The following is a 16,811-nucleotide window of genomic DNA, read 5'->3' as shown; positions in this document are numbered from 1 at the left end:
CGAAACGGCATCCTTTTGTATTGGGGTTCAATACAAAAGATATAGTTTAGAGCGGGACAAAAGGTCTTAAAAACAAAAAATGTTGTGCTCCTGAAAAATATTCACGCAACAAAATCTCAATTAAATAAGGGCTTCACAAGCATTTTCAGAAATACTTATTGCACGATAAGAAAATATTATGATAAAAATATTTTGTAATTCGAAAAACCGCCATACATTTGCCTAACAGTGTTAAACGATTTAATACTCGAATAAAATGGCTAGCAAAGATCGAATTTTAAGACAAAAAGAAGAGACAAGAAATAATATTCTTGGCGCTGCTTATGATATCGTAAAAGAAGAAGGCTGGAATGGTTTGAGTATGCGTAAAATTGCCGATAAGATCGAATATACTGCTCCTATTATTTATGAATATTTCTCGAATAAAGAAGCAATTTTAGAAGAGCTTACAGGCAAAGGTTTCGTAAAACTAACTAAAGAACTGCAAAGTGCAATAGATAAGTTTGAAAAACCCGAAGACCAATTAGAAGCCATGTGGATGACGTATTGGGACTTTGCTTTTACTAATACTGAAATGTATCAACTGATGTTTGGTGTTCAGATGACCTGTTGCGCACAGCGATGTTCGGCTCAGGAGGGACCTTACAAATTATTCACTCAGGTAATTGCTGAAGTAATGAAAGACAGCAATCCGAGTCAAGATATCATAAAACAAAAGTACTTCACTTTCTTTTCTGTTATTCATGGTTTAATCGCCATCAATATCATTAACAAAAGTGACATTTTAGAAACAATTAATGCCCAAATTTTGAAGGATGCCATTGGTGGTATCATCAAATCAATACAATAAAAATTTTTTCAAGTTTTACTTAACGGTGTAAAATAATTTAATCGGATAATATAAAATCCTTTTTTTTGAAACATTAACTTAACACTGTTAGAAAATTTAATAAAGGTAACAAAAGCTCTTTTTTTAGACTTTTACTTAACGATGTTAGATAATTTAATACCGATTTAGAAATAAACTTGGAAAGGCTTGCTGTATGGAAATTTGTGCTCATTTACTTAACAACGTTAGATAATTTAATTCAATTAAATATGAATCCCGAGAATGCCAGAATGCCCAAAGAATTAATCCGAGAAAATGTTCAACCAATTAAAACCACTATGAAAATGAAAAATGTAATTATAACCAGTTTTATTCTGGCATTAGTTTTAAGCAGCTGTGCCGATAAAAATCAAGGCCCTGCTGCTCCGCCTCCACCGGTTTTACCAGTTTTAGCGATCACAAGTGCAAATACTACTACTGACGCTGAATATCCTGCTTCTATACAAGGAACTGTTGATGTTGAAATTCGCCCGCAGGTAAGCGGTAATCTTGACAGAATTTTTGTTGATGAAGGTGCTTATGTAAACAAAGGACAAACTTTATTTAAAATCAATGAGCGTCCGTTCCGTGAGCAGTTAAACAATGCTTTGGCAAGTCTTCATGCAGCTGAAGCAGCTTTAATCAACGCTAATTTAGAAGTAGATAAACTGACTCCGCTTGTACAAAACAAAGTAGTTTCTGATTATCAGTTAAAAACAGCTAAAGCAACTCAAAAAATTGCTGCTGCAAATATCGAGCAGGCAAAAGCAATGGTAGGTTCTGCTAAAATTAATTTAGGATATACCAATGTTACGGCTCCGGTAAGCGGTTACATTGGAAGATTACCTAAAAAACAAGGAAGTTTGGTTTCGTCATCTGATGTTGAAGCTTTAACAACACTTTCTGATGTTCATGAAGTTTTTGCTTATTTCTCTTTGAGCGAAACAGATTTCATCAACTTTAAATCGAAATACGCTGGAAATTCTTTAGGTGATAAAATCAAAAAATTACCTCCGGTTAACTTGATTTTAGCTGATAATACGGATTATCCAAAAACAGGAAAAATCGATATGGTTGACGGTCAGTTTGATAAAACTACTGGTGCTATCACACTTAGAGCGACTTTCCCAAATACAAACGGAACGCTTCGTTCTGGAAACACAGGAAGAATTCGTTTGGGATTAAATCACGACGATGCAATTTTGGTTCCGCAGTCGGCTACAGTTGAAATGCAGGATAAAGTATTCGTGTTTACTGTTGGAAAAGACAACAAAGTAACTAAAATGCCAATTACTGTTGTAGGGAAAAGCGGTACGAATTATTTAATTAAAGACGGTGTAAAAACAGGCGATCAAATCGTGTTAAGCGGTATTGACAAATTACAGGACGGACAAGCAATTCAGCCTGAAAAATCAACTAAAGTTGCCGAAGTAACTAACAAAAAATAATTTTAAAATAAAATGTTCAAAATATTTATACAAAGACCAGTACTGGCAACTGTAATCTCCATTTTACTGGTGATCTTAGGGGTACTAGGTTTAACTAAACTGCCTTTACAACAGTTTCCAGATATTGCGCCTCCATCGGTTTTGGTAACGGCGGTATATCCGGGAGCGAATGCAGAAACGGTTTTACGTTCTGTGGCACCTTCTCTGGAAGAGTCTATAAATGGTGTAGAAAACATGACTTACATGAGTTCTACTGCGAGTAACGATGGTACTTTGGCAATTACTGTTTTCTTTAAATTAGGAACAGATGCCGATCAGGCTGCGGTAAACGTTCAGAATCGTGTGGCACAAGCTACGAGCCAGCTTCCGGCGGAGGTTGTGCAGCAAGGTGTTATTACGGCAAAACAGCAAAACTCTTTCATCATGGCAATTGGTATGTATACCGATGATGAAGCGAAATACGATCAGACTTTTGTTGCAAACTATGCGCAAATCAATATTATTCCTGAATTAAAACGTATTCCGGGTGTAGGTTCTGCCAGTATTTTTGGTGGTGTAAAAGATTACTCTATGCGTGTTTGGTTAAATCCAACGCAAATGGCAACTCACAATGTTACGCCAAGCGAAGTTATGGGCGCTATTCAGGATAAAAGTTTGGAAGCGGCTCCAGGGAAATTTGGAGAGCGAAGCAAAGAAGTTTTCGAATATGTAATTAAATACAAAGGAAAACTTACTAAACCAGAAGATTATCAAAATATTGCTATTCGTTCTAACGCAGACGGTTCTGTTCTTCGTTTAAAAGATGTGGCGAGAGTAGAATTAGGTGCTTACTCTTACAACAGTTTAACTCGTTTAAATGGTAAAAAAGGAATTGTAATTGGTGTGATTCAGTTAGCGGGTTCTAACTCAAATGACATTCAGATTGCGATCAATAAAATGATGGAAAAGGCTTCTAAAGATTTTCCAAAAGGCATAAAACACAATATATTTTACAGTACAAAAGTTTCTCTGGATCAATCTATCGAACAAGTTGAGCATACTTTGATTGAAGCTTTTATTCTTGTATTTATTGTGGTATTTATTTTCCTTCAGGATTTTAGATCAACTTTAATCCCGGCTATTGCTGTACCTGTAGCAATTTTAGGAACGTTCTTCTTCATGCAGTTATTCGGATTCTCGATCAACTTATTGACACTTTTCGCATTAATTCTGGCGATTGGTATTGTGGTCGATGACGCCATTGTGGTGGTCGAAGCGGTGCATGCGAAAATGGAGCACAAACATCTGTCTCCAAAAATCGCAACTCATGAAGCAATGCACGAAATCACGGGTGCTATTATCTCGATTACGCTGGTAATGGCTGCTGTATTCCTGCCGGTTGGTTTTATGGAAGGCTCAACAGGGGTTTTCTATCGTCAGTTTGCCTTTACGATGGCAATCGCAATTGTAATTTCGGCTGTTAATGCATTGACTTTAAGTCCAGCCCTTGCTGCTTTATTCTTAAAAGACAATCATTCAGCTCACGATCACGATGCTTCTTATCAGAAAAAAGGATTTAAAGAGAAATTCTTTACCGCTTTCAACACTAGTTTCGAATCGTTGACGAATCGTTATGTGGGCGGCATCAAATTCTTAATCAGAAAAAAATGGTTGAGTTTAGGCGGATTAGCTGCTATTACTGCTGCAACGATTTTATTGGTAAAAACAACTCCTGCCGGATTTATTCCAACAGAAGATCAAGGATTTATCGCGATTGCAGTAAACACACCATCAGGAACTTCGCTTGACGGAACTCAAAAAGTAATGACTGAAGCTGAAAATACTTTAAGAGGTTTAGATGCTTCAAGATTCGTAACAGCGATTTCTGGATTCAACTTATTGACCAATTCAACAAGTCCATCTTCTGCGGTAGTTTTCGTTTTATTGAAACCAAACGAAGACCGTGGAGAAGTGAAAAACATTGATGAAATCATGAATCAGGTTCGTGGAAAACTAGGCTCAATTTCTGGCGGAAGTTTCTTCGTATTCAGTTTCCCAACGGTTCCCGGATTTAGTAACGTTGAAGCTTTAGATTTGGTTCTTCAGGATAAGACCGGAGGAAAATTGGATAAATTCTCTGGAATCTCTCAAAATTTCATCGGCGAATTGATGAAACGTCCAGAAATTGCGGTTGCCTTTACCAGTTTCAAAGCTGATTATCCTCAATTACAATTGGATATCAACGACGAAAAAGCGAATCAGTTAGGCGTAAATGTAAAAGACATTTTACAAACGATGCAGGCTTATTTTGGTAGTGCGCAGGCATCAGACTTTAACCGATTTGGTAAATATTACCGAGTGGTAGTTCAGGCTGATATTGCCGACAGAGCTGATCCAACAGCAATTGACCGTGTTTTCGTTAAAAATAAAAACGGCGAAATGGTACCAATAAATACGTTAGTAAAACTATCTCGTATTTATGGTTCTGAAACCGCTTCTAGATATAATTTGTTTAACTCAATTTCTATTAATGCCATTCCGAAACCTGGATTTAGTTCCGGAGATGCCATTAAAGCAATTGAAGAAGTAGCAGCTCAACAATTGCCTGCAGGTTACGGGTTTGAATTCTCGGGCCAAACGCGTGAGGAGATCTCTTCTGGAGGACAGTCTGCAACAATATTTTTACTGTGTTTGATATTCGTTTATTTCCTACTTGCTGCACAGTACGAAAGTTACATTCTGCCTTTGGCTGTAATCTTGTCAATCCCTGCAGGTATTTTTGGAGTATTTGTGGCTATTGGTTTAACTGGAATCGAAAACAACATTTATGTACAAGTTGCCTTAGTCATGCTGATCGGACTTCTCGCCAAAAATGCCATTTTGATTGTGGAATTTGCGGTTCAGAAACGAAAATCAGGACAGGCTTTAGTAAAAGCTTCTATTGAAGCGGCAAAATTACGTCTGCGACCAATTATCATGACTTCTCTTGCCTTTGTAGTTGGTCTTGTGCCAATGATGATCGCCAAAGGGCCATCGGCTCAGGGAAATCACTCGATTAGTATTGGAGCAGCGGGCGGAATGCTTTCAGGAGTAATTCTAGGATTGTTTATCATTCCGGTATTATTCATCGTATTCCAGCATTTACAAGAAAAATTCAGCGGCAAACCAATTGCCGTAGTTCATAATGAAGAAAAATAAAATATGGAAAACTATATCACAATTATTTTAACTGCCATCATATTTGGCATCGGATATATATCGTACAGAATCTCAAAAGATCTTGAAACCAGAAAAGATACTTGTACAGAAATCTAATAAAAAGACAATGAAAAATTATATAACCAAAATCGTGACCTTCGCCATTCTGATCACGACTTTAATATCCTGTAAAGTCTCTAAGGATATTGAAACTCCAAAAGATGCATTTCCTGAGAATTTCAGGAATACATCGGTTTCGAGTGATACAACCAGTATTGCCGATATTGAGTGGAAAAACTTCTTTACAGAAAAAGATATTATCACGTTAATCGACAGCGCGGTTACCCGAAATAACGATCTGCTTATTGCACAAAAAAACATCGAAATTGCGCAATACAGATTTACACAATCAAAATGGGGAAATGTTCCTCAGGTGAATTTATTTGTAAATGCCAATACAAGCAATCCTTCTGACAATAGTTTTACAGGAATGAACTTGAATCAGGCTTTAGGCCAGAAACATATTGACGACTATTCTGCCGGAGCTTCACTTTCTTGGGAGGCTGATATTTGGGGAAAGATCAGAAACCAAAAGAAAGGAGCTTACGCAGGATATCTTCAATCTGAAGAAGTAAAAAAAGCTTTGCAGACTAATATTGTCGCGAATGTTTCAAGAGGTTATTACAATCTTTTGATGTTGGACGCTCAGTTAAAAATTGCACAGCAGAATTTAAAGCTAAACGACAGCACGACTAAAATCATTAAATTGAAATACGATGCTGGTCAGGTAACTACTTTGGCAATTCAACAGTCTGAGGCACAAAAATTAAACTCAGAGCAATTGATTCCGTTATTGGAACAAAATATTGCGATTCAGGAAAATGCTTTAAGTGTTTTGACTGGTTCTTTTCCGAATTCAAAACAAAGAACAGTTCTTTTAAACGCTCTTGAAGTTAAAACCAATCCATCAATCGGAATTCCGTCTTCATTAGTAAGCAGAAGACCAGATGTAAAAAGTGCTGAATTGGCACTTAAAGCAGCAAACGCAAATGTCGGTATCACGAAAGCGGATTTATACCCAGCTCTCAGAATTACGGCGCAAGGCGGTTTGAACTCTTTCGAAACGAGCAGCTGGTTTAATATTCCAGCTTCTCTTTTCGGAACCGTTGCAGGTGGTTTAACACAGCCAATCTTAAACAACAAAAGAGTAAGAACGCAATATAATATCGCTGTCGCGGAAAGAGAAAAAGCAGTTTTAGCTTTTAGACAACAGGTTTTAGTTGCCGTAAGCGAAGTTTCTGATGCTTTGGTGAAAGTAGAAAAGTTACAACAACAAGAAACTTTCTTAAAAGAAAAAGTAAAAACGTTACAACAGGCAATTAAAAATTCAAACTTGTTATTCCAAAACGGATTAGCAGAATATTTGGAGGTTTTAACTGCACAAGCGAATCTTTTGCAAAGCGAATTAGAATTAGCAGATCTTAAAAGACAACAACTTACAGCCAACACCGATTTGTATCGTGCACTTGGAGGAGGCTGGAAATAATACCCACACCCGTTAATTATTTATTTTTTGAGATGAAAACGCTGTGAGATCTTTTGGATTTCATGGCGTTTTTTGTTTTGTTGCGAAGGCGCTAAGGCGCTAAGTTTTTTTTGCCACTAATTGCACAAATTTTCACGAATTATTCTTTTAAGCTTGTGCTCATTTTTGTCATCCTGACGAAGGAAGGATCTCTGCAAGAAACTCAAAGATTGGCGATTTACTTTGAGGAAATTCTGGTGCGATTTCTCGTTCCTCGAAATGACAAACTATACTTTTATTCTTAATTTTGAAAAAAGAAAACTTCGTGCCTTAGCGCCTTCGTGGCAAACCCAAAAAAAATGAACTTCAATAAAGAAACATACCTCAATAATCTAAAACTGTATTTCGAAAGTTACTCTCCCATTTCTGAAAAGTCATGGAAATTGATTGAAAATTTGGCACATTTCCAGACAATCAAAAAAGGAGAAATACTACTGGAAAATGGGGAAATTTGCAGAAATCTTTATTTTATTGCAAAAGGAATTCTGCGAACTTTTATTACTGACGAACAAGGAAATTTCTATAACAAAAATCTTTTTTTCGAAAACAAACTTGCATGCTCTAAAGTTTCATCAATGCTGCAAACTCCTTCCAGTTTTACGATCGAAGCTTTAGAAGATTGTATTTTAATCAATCTTAATTACAAAGAATATATCAGGTTGATTAACGAAAATGATGATCTTAAAAACTTTTACATTGCCTATTTGGAAAAAAACTGGGTTATTGAAAAAGAACAAATAGAAGTCGCTTTAGTTATGCAAAATGCAACCGAAAGATATCTCAGCCTTCTTGAAAAAAATCCAACGATGGCTGATCGTGTTCCTTTATTGCATATTGCTTCGCATTTAGGCATTACTCCGACACAATTAAGCCGAATCAGAAAAAGTTTAGAAAAAAAATTATAAATCAACATATGTAAAGGTTTTCTACAAAAGCCCATTTTATCTTTGTTATACTATTTAAAATGAATTACCAAAAATGGAAAATATAAATCTTATAAAAGATAATATAGATAATCTTACCACACTTTGGAGAACCGTTGCTACTCCTCTCCTTTCTTATCATAAAAATGATCCTTTTCAATTCAGTCAGATACAAAATTCAGGCTGGCCGAACCGATTATGGTTTCGGGAAGAAATTACAGAAGAAAATCTCCCGCAGATTCTTGACATCCTAAAAAATAATCCCGGATTAGTGATTCCGTATTGGGATGTTTTTAAAAGCAATTCAAATGAAATCTTCGAGAAAAACGGATTCGAAATTCGAAATCAACTTGTGGCGATGGCTTTGAAACTGGATCAAAAATTTGAACTTGAAAATAAGCTGTATTTTAAACGAGTTTTAAATGAAGAAGATGCCAAAACTTGGTCAGACATTTATCCTTTATCTTTTAATTACGTGATCAGCAAAGAAACTCTGGTTCATAATTATGAAAATGTAAAGTTTTATCTCGTTCATTTAGACGAAAAACCAATTGGAACTCTGACTCTTTTTCAAACCGGAAAAGTTATGGGAATTCACGGCGTAGGTGTAATTCCGGAAATGCGAAAAAGAGGTTTTGCAGAAGAAATCATGAAATTTGCCATTAATGAAGCAATCGATGCTAAAGCAGAATATGCGCAATTACAAGCTTCACCTTTAGGAAAAAACATTTATAGCCGATTAGGTTTTGAAGATTTATTTTCGATTACAAATTACTTTTTGGCTTAAATTTCAATTAATTTAAATACCAATTAAAAATTCCAATTTCCAATTTCTGCATGTCCTCCTGACTCAGGGAGGATCACAAACTACATGATAATTCCAGAACAACAAACAACAGACAACAAACAATAAACAATAAACAATAAACAATAATCTGAAATCACAATCTTGTCCCAAATGCCCCTAAAATAGTCGTAAATGTGTATTTCATGACAAAATAAGAATAGTACATTTGTAATACATTAACTAATAACTATTTAAAAATTAACCACATGAAAAAGGCAAAGATTATTTTTTGGATTACTACGATTATTATTTTTTTATTCGAAGGCGTTATGCCGGCTTTGACTTCCCAAACTGAATTAGCTAAAGAAGGAATCAAACATTTAGGATATCCCGAATATTTTGGAAATGCTTTAGTTGTATTTAAAATCCTGGGGGTTTTGGTATTAGTAATTCCACAAGTTCCTAAAAATGTAAAAGAATGGGCTTATGCCGGATTTGGATTTGATTTTATATTTGCATCTATAAGCCATTTTGCTGTTGATGGTATAAATTTCCAAAGCTTTTTTCCTTTGATCTTTTTAGTTATTCTGGCAGTTTCTTATACTTATTATCATAAAATTGAGCGACTGAAAAATATCGCCATGTAAACACTTCATGTAATGATAGAAGTTTTCAAAACAAATGTTCAGGAAGCAGAACAATCACAAATGCTGATTGGAAAACTTCTTGAGCATTTTCCAGACAGCGCTGTTAATTTCGATCTCGAAGACTGCGATAAAATTCTGCGTATTCATGCTTCATCAATCTGCCATAAAACAATAATTGAACTTTTAAATTCACACGGCTATCATTGTGAAGTTCTGCCTTAAACCATAATTTATTGATTTACAAAATATTAAAATAAAAATCGTAATTTTAAAACTCTAATTTTTAAAATATCGCAAAATGAATATTCCAGCAGAACATCAAACTATAATGCCGTATTTAATTTTAAGAGGTGCGTCTAAATTTATTGATTTTACCAAAAATGTTTTTGGAGCAACTGAAACCAGCACAAAATCAGTACGGGAAGACGGAACTATTATGCATGCCGAAATTACCTTAAACGGAAGCACCATAATGGTTACAGATGAAATTACAGATTGGGCAAAACAAACTTCAAACCTTTTTGTTTATGTACCAAACGCTGATGAAACATATCAAAAAGCATTAGAAAACGGAGCAAGTTCTTTAATGGGATTAAGCGACAAGGATTACGGCAGAACCTGCGGTGTAACAGATCCGTTTGGAAATGTCTGGTGGATTACCTCTGTATAACAATCAATTTAAAATCAATAATATGAATCCAAATATTCAAAAAAGATATTGTTGAAACATTCCAGAAATTAAATGAAATTTTTTCAAAATTTTCTGAAAATGAATTAAATCTTGTTCCTTTTCAGGGAAGCTGGACGCCGGGACAAGTGGTACAGCATATAATTCTTGCCTGTTCCGGATTTCCGGAACTGTTTGCAGGAAAAACCGAGAAAACGACCCGAAAACCCGATGAAAAAATAAAAGATATTGAAAGTCTTTTTTTAAACTTCAGTATAAAAATGGATGCGCCGGTCTTTCTTATACCAGAGAAAAAAGAATACAGCAAAAGCACTTTAAATACAAAACTTCAAAAAATAGAATCTGAGTTATTAGACTGCGCCGAAAAATATGATTTAACACTTATATGCCTTGATTTTCAGGTTCCGGGTTTCGATACTTTTACTATATACGAATGGATTGACTTTGCACTTGTCCATACACAGAGACATACACATCAGTTAAAAAATATTTTTCAGTACATGAATAAACTCTAAAAAATGAGATCAAAATCTAAAACTATTTTATATTCTGGTTTTCTATCCGGTACATTAGATATTTTGGCAGCAATAGTAATATATGTGGTTATACTGCATCAAACCACTGCTGTAAAAATTCTACAATCTATTGCAAGCGGCATTTTTAAACAAGAAGCATACACGAGCGGTTCAAAAATGGCTTTTTATGGTTTGCTTCTCCATTACTTTATTGCACTTGTATTTGCTTACATTTATTTTAAAATATATCCTTATTTTCCAATTCTGCGGAAAAATATTTTTCTTTCGGGATTAATTTATGGACTGTTTGTCTGGGTAGTAATGAACCTTATTGTACTGCCTGCGGTGTTTTCTAAACTTCCTGACAAACAATTTGATTTTCCTTTATTGCTTTCTATTTTAATTTTGGTTTTCTGCATTGGTCTTCCTATTTCTTATATAACAAGAAACTTTTACGAAAAACATTAAATTAAATCTTAATAAGAAACAAAAAAGCGAAATCAACATCAATAGTTAATTTCGCTTTTTTAATTTAAAATTGACAACCTTAAACTCTGCTTCTTCCGCTTATTAATGAAATAACAAATAATACAAGGAATATAAAGAATAAGATTTTTGCAATACTGGCGGCTCCGGCTGCAATACCTCCAAAACCAAAAATTCCGGCTACTATAGCCAAAATTATAAATGTGACTGTCCAACGTAACATAATACTATAATTTAAGTTAGTAAATATGACTTTTTACAAGCCTGATTTGTTTGTATCTCAAAGTTCTATAATACTTACAAAAACGATTAACTCAAATGCTTTATTTTTTATCGCAATCAACTACAAATCATAAATTTAGGGAATGCTTTTAGAATTTCAATTTCAACCTTATACAATTCCCATGTAAATGCTTTAGAGTTAATTTTTTGATCGATTGAGTTAATCACGCCTCTGTTCCCAAGGTAATTTTAACCTATAGAAATCAAGATATGGAAGCAGTAACTACTCAAAACACATTAGCGACAAAACTAGGTGTCATTTTAGAGAAAACACATCACCCATTTGAGGAATTAGGTGTTTTAAACCCTGCCATATATCAAGATGAAAATACGGTGCATATGTTTTACAGAGCCGCAAAACGAGGCAACTTTTCTACAATTGGATACTGCCGTTTTGAAGGTCCTTTAAATTTAGCAGAACGCCATACAGAGCCCATTTTTGTACCTGAATATATTTATGAAATTCATGGTGTTGAAGATCCAAGAATTACAAAAATTGACGACAAGTACTATCTGACTTATGTCACATACGATGGTATAAATGCCTGCGGAGCTGTTGCAGTATCAAAAGATCTGGCTTCATTTAAAAAGAAAGGAATTATTACTCCAAAATTCATTTTACATGAATTTACGAATTTAATCCGCAAACATTTACAAAATCCAAGTGTTGCTAAAATACTGGCTTTTAATACTGCCAGAAATTATCCTTTAAGCGAAACAATTAAGGAAAATTTATTAGTATGGGACAAAAACGTGGTTCTTTTCCCTAAAAAAATAAATGGAAAATTTGTGGCTTTACACCGCTTATTTCCTTCAATTCAGATAGTTTCATTTGAAAAGAAAAAAGATTTAACAGTAGATTTTTGGAAAGATTATCTCAAAAACCTGCCGGATCATATTATTATGGAACCGAAATTCGATCATGAAACAAGTCATATCGGACCCGGCGCTCCGCCAATTGAAACTAAAGACGGCTGGCTCTTAATTTATCATGCCGCCGAAAAACGCGAAAAAGGTCTTGTTTATCATGCCTGTGCCGCTTTGCTGGATCTGAATGATCCTTCAAAAGTAAAAGCCCGATTAACAAAACCTCTAATATCGCCAGCAGAACATTATGAAAGACACGGTTATGTAAATTATGTAGTTTTCCCAACAGGAACTGCCATTTTTGATGACCAATTATATATTTATTACGGTGCCGCCGATGATAAGATTGCGGTGGCTTCTCTGAACCTTAACGACTTATTAACCGAATTAAAACAGAACTCCCATGAAGAAGATATCAAATAAATCGAAAATTGTTTTTCTCTCTACATTCCCTCCTACACAATGTGGAATCGCAACTTATACTCAAGATACAATTAAAGGAATTACCGATGTTTTTGGTAAATCCATAACTTGTGAAATTTGCGAATTGGTCGATAAGCCAAAGGATGTGCCAACACAAGCCTTTACCTTAAATACAAAAGACAGAACTCAATATACTAAAGTTGCCGAAGAAATCAACAAAGATGAAAATGTAAAATTAGTTCATATTCAGCATGAATTTGGTTTGTTTGGCGGTAATTATGGTGATCATTTATTAGATTTTTTAAATACCATTAAAAAACCGGTAACGTATACTTTTCACAGCGTTATTCCTAACCCAAATGAAGAATTAAGAACATTTGTAAAACTGCTTTTAAGCTACAGCAATTCGGCATTTGTAATGACTAACCAATCAAAAGAAATTTTGATAAAAGACTACGATATTAATGAAGAAATAATTACTTGCGTACCACACGGAACTCATATTGTTATTTACGAAACTCCAGAACACGCAAAAGCTAAGTTCGATATTCAAAACAAAATTGTATTATCGACTTTTGGACTTTTGGGCGAAGGAAAAAATATCGAAACCGGATTACAGGCTTTAGCAAAAATTGTTAAAAAAGAACCAGATGTATTGTATTTAATTATTGGCAAAACACATCCAAATTTAATTAAAGACGGCGTCGACGCTTATCGTGATAAACTCGAAGCACTTGTAGACGAATTAGACCTGCGCAAAAATGTTCGTTTTATAAATCAATATTTAGATACCGAAGAACTTTTAGAATACCTAAAAGCAACAGATATTTATTTGTTTACATCAAAAGACCCTAATCAGGCTGTAAGCGGCACTTTTGCTTATGCCATGAGCTGTGCATGTCCATTAGTGGCATCAAAAATTCCGCATACAAAAGAAGTATTGACTTCAGACTGCGGTGTTTTAGTTGATATTGGAGACGCAGACCAATTTGCAGAAGCCACTTTAAAACTAATTGCTGATGAAGAACTTAGACGTGAAATGGGTATTCAGGCTTTTACAAAAATGAGAGCTTCATCTTGGGAAAACGCCGGATTAACTCACATGAATACGTATAAAAAATTAATTGAAAATCCTGCTGATATTAAATACAGCTATCCGGACATTCAATTAAGACATATTAAAAAACTAACTACAGATCTTGGTATTATTCAGTTTAGCAAAATTTCTATTCCAGATCTGGATTCAGGTTATACTTTAGATGATAATGCGCGCGCTTTGATTGCATTTTGCATGCATTACAAATTAACGCGAGACAAAGACGATTTGCCATATATCTTAATTTATCTGGATTTTATTGAAAGATGTCAGAAACCAAAAGGAAACTTTATTAACTATGTCGATCAGGAATACCGCGAACACATAGAACAAAATGCCGAAGTTAACCTGGAAGATTCAAATGCAAGAGCAATTTGGGCTTTAGGAACCGTTGTGGCAAATGCAGATATCCTGCCTGAAAATATTTCAAAAAAAGCTTCAAAATGTTTTTTAAACTCATTAAAATGGGCAGAAAATATTCAGTCGCCTCGTTCTATTGGTTTTGCTACAAAAGGATTGTATCTATACCACACCGCGATTCCAAATTTATATGTAGCAGCAATTATCAATAAATTAAATGCAAAACTGCTGGCTAATTACGAAGATACTGCAACAGAAGACTGGCAGTGGTTTGAAAATTATTTAACTTACGGAAACGGAATCCTGCCGGAATCTATGCTGTATGCTTATTTAGTTACCAATAAACCTGTGTATAAAAAAGTAGCCTTAGATTCGTTAGATTTCCTAATGTCAAAAACTTTTATCGACGGAAATTTCAAAGCCATTTCAAATCAAAGCTGGTACCACAAAGGTTCTGAACCGCAGCAATACGGAGAACAGCCAATTGATGTTACATACACTATTCAGACTTTAAATGCCTTCTATAATGAATTTAAAACTCCTGAATATAAAAAGAAAATGAAAACAGCATTTAACTGGTTTTTAGGAAAAAATCACTTAAATCAAATTATGTACAATCCGGTAAGCGGAGGCGGTTATGACGGTCTTGAAAAAAACAATGTAAACTTAAATCAAGGTGCAGAATCGACTGTATGTTATTTAACCGCAAGATTATTAATGGAAAAGTTTGCACTTTCAGAGTCAAAAGTTATTCCCTTAATGAAATCCAGAACTGGTGTTGCGATCAACTTATAAAAACTCAATTTTTAAAAATCTCAAATTCAAGTTTGTAATTTGATATTTAAAATTTGTAATTTTTGAAAAGCAATAGACTGACCAAAATTCTATTAAACCCGGAAAATCCCTTTCTTAATGAAAGGGATTTTTTGTTTGTAAAACCCGTAACGCCAATTCAATATAAATATTGTAATCAAATGAAAATTATATAAGGCTCAAAAAAAGTTTTGTAAAATATTTTAACAAGTATTGAGGTAACTTTCATATATGATTATAAAACTGAACAAAACTGTTAAATAATTGATTTTGAATAGATAACTAACTTAAATAAAAACATTTTGATTCTCAGCTTAAAAAATACATTCGCACAAATTGGTGATGTCACATTATTTGCCAAGAGGTTTTTTAAGGAGGTTTTTATCCCTCCTTATGAGGCAAAAGAGTTTTTAAAACAATGCTACATCATTGGTTACAAATCATTGCCTTTAGTTGCCATTACTGGATTTATTATGGGCTTGGTTCTTACAATTCAGTCAAGGCCGACATTAGTAACATTTGGAGCCGAAAGCTGGCTTCCCGGAATGGTGGCACTTTCATTAATTAGAGAAATTGCGCCGGTTATTACAGCCTTAATTTGTGCCGGAAAAATTTCATCCGGAATTGGCGCCGAATTAGGCTCAATGAAAGTAACCGAACAAATCGACGCCATGGAAGTTTCCGCCATTAACCCCTATAATTATTTGGTTGTAACCAGAATTCTTGCCTGTACGCTTATGGTTCCCTTATTGGTAATTTTTGCAGATGCAATAGGCATTATTGGTGGTTATGCCGGAATCAATATTCACGGCGATGTTAATTTCTACCGTTACTTAACCCAGATTATTCAGTCACTGGAATTTTCAGATTTAATTCCGGCAACGATAAAAACATTCTTCTTTGGATATTTTATAGGCATGATTGGATGTTATAAAGGATTTAATGCTGCAAACGGAACAGAAAGTGTAGGACGCGCTGCAAACTCGGCCGTAGTTACAGCTTCATTAAGCATATTTATTATTGATATGGTGGCCGTACAATTAACTGATTTAATTTATTAAGATGATTAAAGAAGAAAAAAATATCGAACCAAAATCAAAAGATAAAAAAGGTGCACCAATCATCGAGATTAAGGATTTGCATAAAACTTTTGGCAATGACAACGAAGTTTTAAAAGGCGTAAACCTTACCGTAAATAAAGGGGAAGATCTTGTTATTCTGGGGCGTTCAGGTTCTGGAAAATCTGTTACCATAAAATGCATCGTAGGATTAATCGAACCGGATCAGGGAGAAATAAAAGTTTTTGACGAAAACGTACTTCATCTTCCAAAAGAAGAATTAAATAAAATACGTGTTCGAATTGGCTTTTTATTTCAAAGCGGTGCTTTGTATGATTCAATGTCCGTTAGAGAAAATCTCGCTTTTACACTTCGAACCCACAAAAGAGAATTAAGTACCGAAGAAGTCGAAAATGAAGTAATGGAAGCCTTAGAAAATGTAGGCTTGGCAGATGCAATAGATAAAATGCCTTCTGAATTATCAGGCGGTATGAGAAAAAGAATTGGTTTGGCAAGAACCCTGATTCTAAAACCGGAAATCATTTTATATGACGAACCAACAACAGGTTTAGATACGATTACTTCGAGAGAAATCAGCGAATTAATCCTCGATATAAAACACAAACAAAAAACATCATCGATCATTATTACACACGACATGGCTTGTGCAAAAATGACCGCAGACCGAATTATGGTTCTAAAAGACGGTGTAATTCATGCCGAAGGAACTTATGAAGAACTTGAAAAAGACGAAGACGAATGGGTACGCTCATTTTTTGAATAAAGCA

At 34.6% G+C, this 16,811-nt stretch carries 16 protein-coding genes; 15 read left to right on the top strand and 1 reads right to left on the bottom strand.

From position 1 onward, the window contains the following. Positions 1–256 precede the first annotated feature (256 nt). From ABD859_RS22425 to ABD859_RS22375, 11 genes are all read left to right on the top strand, one after another. A complete protein-coding gene (locus tag ABD859_RS22425) occupies positions 257–850 on the top strand; it encodes a TetR/AcrR family transcriptional regulator (protein ID WP_345146987.1) in 594 nt (197 codons plus the stop codon). 248 nt (positions 851–1,098) lie between these two features. After that, a complete protein-coding gene (locus ABD859_RS22420; RefSeq protein WP_345146986.1) occupies positions 1,099–2,316 on the top strand; it encodes an efflux RND transporter periplasmic adaptor subunit in 1,218 nt (405 codons plus the stop codon). Between the two features lie 12 nt (positions 2,317–2,328). Then, entirely contained in the window at positions 2,329–5,493 is a 3,165-nt protein-coding gene (locus tag ABD859_RS22415) for an efflux RND transporter permease subunit (protein ID WP_345146985.1), read from the top strand. Positions 5,494–5,620: 127 nt separating this feature from the next. After that, positions 5,621–7,039, top strand: a complete 1,419-nt coding sequence (locus tag ABD859_RS22410; RefSeq protein ID WP_345146984.1) for a TolC family protein — start codon at positions 5,621–5,623, stop codon at positions 7,037–7,039. A 338-nt stretch (positions 7,040–7,377) separates the two neighbouring features. Then, positions 7,378–7,983, top strand: coding sequence for a Crp/Fnr family transcriptional regulator (locus tag ABD859_RS22405; protein ID WP_345146983.1), 606 nt, complete (start codon positions 7,378–7,380; stop codon positions 7,981–7,983). A gap of 73 nt (positions 7,984–8,056) precedes the next feature. After that, positions 8,057–8,788 carry a GNAT family N-acetyltransferase gene (locus ABD859_RS22400; protein ID WP_345146982.1) on the top strand — a complete coding sequence of 244 codons (732 nt, stop codon included), beginning with the start codon at positions 8,057–8,059 and terminating at the stop codon, positions 8,786–8,788. A gap of 266 nt (positions 8,789–9,054) precedes the next feature. After that, positions 9,055–9,435, top strand: a complete 381-nt coding sequence (locus ABD859_RS22395; RefSeq protein WP_345146981.1) for a DoxX family protein — start codon at positions 9,055–9,057, stop codon at positions 9,433–9,435. Positions 9,436–9,447: 12 nt separating this feature from the next. Further along, the gene (locus ABD859_RS22390; RefSeq protein WP_345146980.1) at positions 9,448–9,657 is read left to right on the top strand and encodes a hypothetical protein; all 210 of its coding nucleotides are present in this window, start codon (positions 9,448–9,450) and stop codon (positions 9,655–9,657) included. A gap of 76 nt (positions 9,658–9,733) precedes the next feature. Beyond that, positions 9,734–10,105 (top strand): VOC family protein, encoded by a 372-nt coding sequence (locus ABD859_RS22385; protein ID WP_345146979.1) that lies wholly within the window; start codon positions 9,734–9,736, stop codon positions 10,103–10,105. Positions 10,106–10,131: 26 nt separating this feature from the next. After that, the gene (locus tag ABD859_RS22380; protein WP_345147067.1) at positions 10,132–10,638 is read left to right on the top strand and encodes a DinB family protein; all 507 of its coding nucleotides are present in this window, start codon (positions 10,132–10,134) and stop codon (positions 10,636–10,638) included. A 3-nt stretch (positions 10,639–10,641) separates the two neighbouring features. After that, positions 10,642–11,106, top strand: coding sequence for a DUF1440 domain-containing protein (locus ABD859_RS22375; protein WP_345146978.1), 465 nt, complete (start codon positions 10,642–10,644; stop codon positions 11,104–11,106). 79 nt (positions 11,107–11,185) lie between these two features. On the opposite strand, the gene ABD859_RS22370 is transcribed toward ABD859_RS22375, so the two are convergent. Next, a complete protein-coding gene (locus ABD859_RS22370) occupies positions 11,186–11,347 on the bottom strand; it encodes a DUF1328 domain-containing protein (RefSeq protein WP_012026284.1) in 162 nt (53 codons plus the stop codon). Positions 11,348–11,616: 269 nt separating this feature from the next. Between ABD859_RS22370 and ABD859_RS22365 the strand changes: the two genes are divergently transcribed. The 4 genes from ABD859_RS22365 to ABD859_RS22350 all read left to right on the top strand — a co-directional run bounded on the left by ABD859_RS22365 (position 11,617) and on the right by ABD859_RS22350 (position 16,807). After that, complete coding sequence (locus ABD859_RS22365; protein ID WP_345146977.1) at positions 11,617–12,696, top strand: glycoside hydrolase family 130 protein; 1,080 nt, start codon at positions 11,617–11,619, stop codon at positions 12,694–12,696. Continuing rightward, positions 12,677–14,947, top strand: coding sequence for a glycosyltransferase (locus tag ABD859_RS22360; protein ID WP_345146975.1), 2,271 nt, complete (start codon positions 12,677–12,679; stop codon positions 14,945–14,947). Before ABD859_RS22365 ends, ABD859_RS22360 begins: the two co-directional genes overlap by 20 nt. A 320-nt stretch (positions 14,948–15,267) precedes the next feature. Beyond that, positions 15,268–16,026 (top strand): MlaE family ABC transporter permease, encoded by a 759-nt coding sequence (locus ABD859_RS22355; protein ID WP_345146973.1) that lies wholly within the window; start codon positions 15,268–15,270, stop codon positions 16,024–16,026. 1 nt (position 16,027) lies between these two features. Continuing rightward, entirely contained in the window at positions 16,028–16,807 is a 780-nt protein-coding gene (locus ABD859_RS22350) for an ABC transporter ATP-binding protein (protein ID WP_345146971.1), read from the top strand. Positions 16,808–16,811 lie beyond the last annotated feature (4 nt).

The sequence above is a fragment of the Flavobacterium ginsengiterrae genome, assembly GCF_039539785.1.
Lineage (GTDB): Bacteria > Bacteroidota > Bacteroidia > Flavobacteriales > Flavobacteriaceae > Flavobacterium > Flavobacterium ginsengiterrae.
Note: the sequence above shows the minus strand (reverse complement) of the source record. Positions and strands in the feature narration are given on the sequence as shown.

Coding starts and splice junctions, on each gene's coding strand:
- ABD859_RS22425 (WP_345146987.1), top strand. CDS start 257: ATGGCTAGCAAAGATCGAATTTTAAGACAAAAAGAAGAGACAAGAAAT.
- ABD859_RS22420 (WP_345146986.1), top strand. CDS start 1,099: ATGAATCCCGAGAATGCCAGAATGCCCAAAGAATTAATCCGAGAAAAT.
- ABD859_RS22415 (WP_345146985.1), top strand. CDS start 2,329: ATGTTCAAAATATTTATACAAAGACCAGTACTGGCAACTGTAATCTCC.
- ABD859_RS22410 (WP_345146984.1), top strand. CDS start 5,621: ATGAAAAATTATATAACCAAAATCGTGACCTTCGCCATTCTGATCACG.
- ABD859_RS22405 (WP_345146983.1), top strand. CDS start 7,378: ATGAACTTCAATAAAGAAACATACCTCAATAATCTAAAACTGTATTTC.
- ABD859_RS22400 (WP_345146982.1), top strand. CDS start 8,057: ATGGAAAATATAAATCTTATAAAAGATAATATAGATAATCTTACCACA.
- ABD859_RS22395 (WP_345146981.1), top strand. CDS start 9,055: ATGAAAAAGGCAAAGATTATTTTTTGGATTACTACGATTATTATTTTT.
- ABD859_RS22390 (WP_345146980.1), top strand. CDS start 9,448: ATGATAGAAGTTTTCAAAACAAATGTTCAGGAAGCAGAACAATCACAA.
- ABD859_RS22385 (WP_345146979.1), top strand. CDS start 9,734: ATGAATATTCCAGCAGAACATCAAACTATAATGCCGTATTTAATTTTA.
- ABD859_RS22375 (WP_345146978.1), top strand. CDS start 10,642: ATGAGATCAAAATCTAAAACTATTTTATATTCTGGTTTTCTATCCGGT.
- ABD859_RS22370 (WP_012026284.1), bottom strand. CDS start 11,347: ATGTTACGTTGGACAGTCACATTTATAATTTTGGCTATAGTAGCCGGA.
- ABD859_RS22365 (WP_345146977.1), top strand. CDS start 11,617: ATGGAAGCAGTAACTACTCAAAACACATTAGCGACAAAACTAGGTGTC.
- ABD859_RS22360 (WP_345146975.1), top strand. CDS start 12,677: ATGAAGAAGATATCAAATAAATCGAAAATTGTTTTTCTCTCTACATTC.
- ABD859_RS22350 (WP_345146971.1), top strand. CDS start 16,028: ATGATTAAAGAAGAAAAAAATATCGAACCAAAATCAAAAGATAAAAAA.